Here is a 5,374-nt window from a genome sequence, read left to right as displayed (position 1 = left end):
TATAAATGGGTAGAGTACAGGTTGCTGTAGAAGCATGTTTAATTCGTCTAATCACAGATACTTTATAAAGCATTTTAATACTTTTTTGAATCTGTCAATGCGTAAGTCCTATTTTAGAACAAGCTGAACTAGAACTGTCTGGATTGGCAAGTAACTTAATTGAATATGCTGAACCACCTTACGACTTACAATACTTAAAATCAATTCATGCGCAGCTCTTTGGCGACTTATACGACTGGGCAGGAAAGTTAAGACAAATCGATATTTCCAAAGGTGACACCCGTTTTTGTAATTTTTCCCGTATTGAAATTGAAACCAATAAACTACTCAAAACGCTTCAAGAAAAAAAATACTTTCAAGGCTTAGCACCACAACAACTGATTCCTCAACTTGCCGACTTGTATTGTGAGCTTAATGTCATACACCCATTCCGTGAAGGTAATGGACGTACACAACGGATTTTCTTTGAGCATCTGATTGCTCATTGTGGTTATGGTATTGATTGGTCTCGCATTGACTCTCAACAACAATGGATTCAAGCCAATATTGAAGGTTTTTATGGTAATTTAAATCCATTAATTAAGATTTTTGAAATATGCTTTATTCAAAATACCTAAAATTTAAGTAGTCGAAGCCCACAATCCTTAATGAGCCATCATCTTTGCTTCAATCCACTGATTAATTTCCCAAATAAACCAACAATCACGATTCTTAGAAATCTTAATACTCTTCGGGTAATTTAGGATCGTAATATTCAGATTACTTATCCAGAATTGAATAGATCGTTAACTTAGATAGACTTTTAAGCAATGTAACTTGCCGCATGTTTATCAACATATGTCTCAAAAAAGTCTGCCCATACATAGATTTATGGCGTTTAGTGCTTAAATTTCAGATTAATCTTCGTCTGATGACCTGAATGGATGTTACAGATTACATGCAGGTGAATTACTCTGTGGCTGTATCATGGCTTTTGTGCAATCCAATCCATTTGATCCGAATGTTCTCTTTTGCAATAAAGCAGCCTCTTCTGCTTTTCCTGAACCAACGAACTATGTCATTGATTTGATTCAACCGACAACAGTGATGCTGAATCAAATCTCCAAAGAAGGGATTAAATGCAAGAAATGTGGTAAGAAAAAGATAGGGGATGGAAGTTATTATCCGTCTAATTGGAACCAGCCCATGAGTCGAGATCAGTTGAGTAAGAATCATTTTAAATGAATAAGAGAAGGATGGCTTACCTCACTTCTCCGAATAACAATGCTATGCTTTTCAACCAAGGTTATAAATTGGCAACTACATTTCATTCTTCTTCATGCTGGTCCTATAGCCTGTAGACAATTACTACATCATTTGCATTCAATGCTCAATACAGCCTGTCAGCAGAACCGCAGCGATACTTTTTTTCGTGCATACATGTAGTGTTTAAATCCATTCATTTTTCAATGATCCTCTGCCGTTTATCACATTTATGGTCGATCTTTAACCTTATGAAAAATGCACATACCGATCCCTTCAAACTGTCAAATTTATGTATGCATGACATTTAAAGAAAATTATCTGATCAATTTTTTTAGGTAAAATTCATCAAGAAAAAGTTATTATTATTCATAACATCACCAATAACCACATAAAAACAATAATTTAATAAATTATTCTTCCAATTTTTTTATATTTAGTGTTATTACCTCTAAATCCATGTTTACCACCTTCTATTACATAAGTAATTTAGAAGTATCCACGATATAAATTGCTTGCCCTCACACCTCTCCCCTCTCACGCCCAAAAAATTTATACTGAAAGGCAGATTAAGCCCGTTCGAGTTACATATAGCCGCATGCTATATTGAAAGCATTAAGAAAATATCCTCAATATTTATAGGATTTTTAAAGTATGAACTAATTTTCGAAGAACCCTTTCTAAGTAATGTGACCTATTAGGAAAAATGAAAATACTGAAATCTCCGTATCAACAATCAGTCAAAGTACATCCTGATGATTTTCTGTAACCGATACCCAAGGACTATACCTACCCTTCTGATGTGCTGTGCAACAAAGCCCTCCTTAGCCACACTATAGCTATAGATTAATTCCATTATTTTGTGATTTAATTAAATTATTCATTCTTAAGACCCAATTTAATGGATTTATATTTCACTAAACCAGAAGAAGTTGTGACTCTTTTAGGTGAGCGTTTACGTAAGCAACGACTCTTTCTGGAGATGTCTCAAGCTGAGGTAGCAGCACGCGCTGGTGTCGGCGTGAATACAGTTTCGAATCTTGAAGCGGGACGAAATGTATCTGTTGAAAATTTAGTCCGTATTGCAATGGTCTTGGGTCGATTAAACGAACTTCAGGAACTATTTAAACCTCAGCTTAACAGTGTGAATGACATTCTTCGCTATGAGAGTCAAAGTAAGCGCCACCGTATTAAGAGGAAGGGATAATGCTCAATAGACTTAATGTTTATTACAACGGTTGGGGCGAATCATGGTTATGGGGAACGCTGATTAGTTCAACAGCCACGACAGGTAGACCCACCATTGCTTTTGAATATAGTCCAGAAGCAATACAGCAAGGTGTTGAGCTCTCTTCTTACTTGCTGCCTTTAAAAGGTCTACCATTCAGACAAGGTTTTCCTACTCATCAAATGGGACTCCCAGGTCCAGTCTATGACGCTTTACCAGATGGTTGGGGCATGATGTTGATGGATCGATATTTCAAAAAAATTGGCTTAAATTCAGCACGAATTGGACCTTTGGAGCGTCTGACCTATATTAGTAGTCACGCAATGGGTGCCCTCTCCTTTGAACCTTGTGTTGCTGACATGCAAACCTCAGAAAATATCCCTTTACAACAACTAGCCCAGGAAGTTCAAGAAGTACTCAAAGGTGAAGGTGGTGAATTTCTACAGCATTTATTGGTCATGGGTGGCTCCCCTCAAGGTGCCAGACCAAAAGCGTTGGTTTACCGAGATCCTGTCAATTTAGAGTTTTCGACTCAAGATTCTGATCAACATGAAGCCTGGCTGATTAAGTTTCCTGCTCAGCAAGAGCATCCTGAAGTCTGCGCCATTGAAGCCGTCTATGCAGAATGTTTGCGACTTTGTGCAATTGAGACTCCAGATACCCATTTCTTTAATTTGCCCAATGGTTTAACGGCTTTTGCTTCTAAACGATTCGATCGTCAAAATGGTATGCGGATTCCAATGCAGAGTTTGGCTGCATATACAGGAGCAGACTATAAAGTTCCAGGTAGCCTAGACTATCGCAATTTTCTCCGGGCAACCTTGATGTGTACGCAAGATGTACGAGAAAGATTGCATGCTTTTAAACGTGCTGTGTTTAATGTGCTTTTCAATAATCGGGATGACCATACTAAGAACTTTTCATTTCTCATGGAGAAAAATGGTCAATGGAAATTGGCTCCAGCCTATGATGTGACCTTCTGCGAGGGTCCAGGTGGTTATCATCAAATGGACATTATGGGAGAAGCGCTCAATATTTCCCGAAATGACATACATAAACTCGGTACTTCAGAAGCTAATCTGACTACTCTAGAAGTCGATGAGATCATCTTGACCATGCGTGAAATTGCACTTCAATTTAGTCAAATTGCGCAGCGCCTGTATCCCCATCAAATTCGAGAATCTACCCTACAGATGATTCAATCACGGATTCAACAGAATATTGATTTTTTAACTGAAACCTAAGCGTAAATATAAACTAAGCGCCAACCATCAACTGCAAATAGACTTTGATATAGTTAGTCGCTACATAATCTGTAGAACCTGTGAATTAGCTCTCTTTATAATCACGAATATTAGATGGATCACCGCCAAGATATATTCTGCAAACGTGAAATCACTACATCCAGATCGAAAATCACTAAGAAAAAACTGTCACCAAAAAAAGGTCTGCACTATGGATAGATGCAGACCAAACTCTGGATAACTACCAGCACGAGAAATATGTCGCAATTTTGCATAGACATGAATTTGATAAAATCAGCCCAGAAAGCCAGAAATTCATAAAAACTATTTCATCAATCCCCTATAACTTAATCACGTTCATGGTCGATCTTAAATCTTGTGAAAAGTACTCATGCTGACCTAGCCAAACTGTAAAACTCATGTATTCATAGCCTTTAAATGAATCTTTCAATCGGTATATTTAAGGTAAAAACTAGTAATCAGAAGTTATTATCACCCCCATATAAAACAAGGATCAACTTAAAAACAATAACTTAGTAAATTATTCTTCCATTTTTTTTATATTTAGTGTTATTATTTTATATGAAGGCGTCCTTTTCTGCACAGACACGGATCTAGGCTATTCAGCTTGGCTGACTGAATTGATGTCATGATGTTTGATGCACATTGTCAAATTCTTTATCAAGCGAAACTCTGAATCAATGCTTGTAATTGTTTCACTATGATGAGTTTGAGTCCAGTGAAATGTTGCTTGTTTCAACCGTAGAGCTTTGAATACCCAGTCCATCATGTATCAACACTTTCATACAATGACCACGCTTATTCCAAAACAAGATAACCTCAATGTTGCGATTTGACATGGTCAAAGGCTTTTAGGACATGAGAAAGAGCAGTATAAGTAACTGCTCGCATATCCATGGGCTGAGTAGAAAGCCAGATTTCATCAATGTGAATCTTATTGTGAGCACCTTGGGGAATTCTGCCAAAGCGATTGCTCCTGATACCTTCCGTTTCAGCCCAATCGCTATGTTCGCATCAGGCGTCGTTATTGATTATGCCTTATACGGAACTCCAGAGTTAGCCCTCGTTGCGAACAACAAAGCCAGAAATCCTGCAGTTCCGCGGACGCTGATAAGTAGACAGATTCCTGACACGGAATACTATAACTTACATCACTTAAATAGGATGCATAAGTTATGCAAGTTACGCCACTTAAATAAGTTAAGGCGCTAAAGCGATAAAAGCTACATGATGGCCAGTACTGAGCACTGGCGATCTAAGTCAATGCTGCAGTTCTCATCATCATTGGAATAAGTGGACAAATTCCTGACATGGAAATTGCAGCGAGATTGGCTAAAGTTACTACGCTGATTATCAGCCGAGATAAAGTAATGTGAACGGGTAGTATTGCTGTAATGGATGGATTAAACGTTGCAGGGTAAGGCAATGTAATAAATGTGGGCTTTGGTGGTGCAGAGCTTGTTCTCCATCCAAAAGGCGAATATATCTACATACGGGATTTGAATTTAGTACTTACTGCAAAGCTACTGATATGTGCTGAATTAGCAGGAGACTTTCACTTGGGATATGCTAGGCAGCTAACCGATAAAAGTTCTCTGCTATTTGATTTGGCGTTTTAAAATCCAAACTCTTTTGAATT

3 protein-coding genes and 1 pseudogene are annotated in these 5,374 nt (G+C 37.8%); all 4 read left to right on the top strand.

What is annotated here, in order from left to right:
• Positions 1–110 precede the first annotated feature (110 nt).
• Positions 111–617, top strand: a pseudogene (locus ACSC97_RS17685) (Fic/DOC family protein); the annotation flags it as partial.
• 349 nt (positions 618–966) lie between these two features.
• Entirely contained in the window at positions 967–1,224 is a 258-nt protein-coding gene (locus tag ACSC97_RS17680) for a hypothetical protein (RefSeq protein ID WP_004726728.1), read from the top strand.
• 919 nt (positions 1,225–2,143) lie between these two features.
• Positions 2,144–2,449 carry a helix-turn-helix domain-containing protein gene (locus tag ACSC97_RS17675; protein ID WP_000366814.1) on the top strand — a complete coding sequence of 102 codons (306 nt, stop codon included), beginning with the start codon at positions 2,144–2,146 and terminating at the stop codon, positions 2,447–2,449.
• Complete coding sequence (locus tag ACSC97_RS17670; protein WP_000934717.1) at positions 2,449–3,714, top strand: type II toxin-antitoxin system HipA family toxin; 1,266 nt, start codon at positions 2,449–2,451, stop codon at positions 3,712–3,714. The genes ACSC97_RS17675 and ACSC97_RS17670 overlap by 1 nt, the downstream gene beginning before the upstream one ends.
• Positions 3,715–5,374: the final 1,660 nt, after the last annotated feature.

This window comes from Acinetobacter sp. P1(2025), assembly GCF_051390655.1.
GTDB lineage: Bacteria > Pseudomonadota > Gammaproteobacteria > Pseudomonadales > Moraxellaceae > Acinetobacter > Acinetobacter junii.
Note: the sequence above shows the minus strand (reverse complement) of the source record. Positions and strands in the feature narration are given on the sequence as shown.

Coding starts and splice junctions, on each gene's coding strand:
- ACSC97_RS17680 (WP_004726728.1), top strand. CDS start 967: ATGGCTTTTGTGCAATCCAATCCATTTGATCCGAATGTTCTCTTTTGC.
- ACSC97_RS17675 (WP_000366814.1), top strand. CDS start 2,144: ATGGATTTATATTTCACTAAACCAGAAGAAGTTGTGACTCTTTTAGGT.
- ACSC97_RS17670 (WP_000934717.1), top strand. CDS start 2,449: ATGCTCAATAGACTTAATGTTTATTACAACGGTTGGGGCGAATCATGG.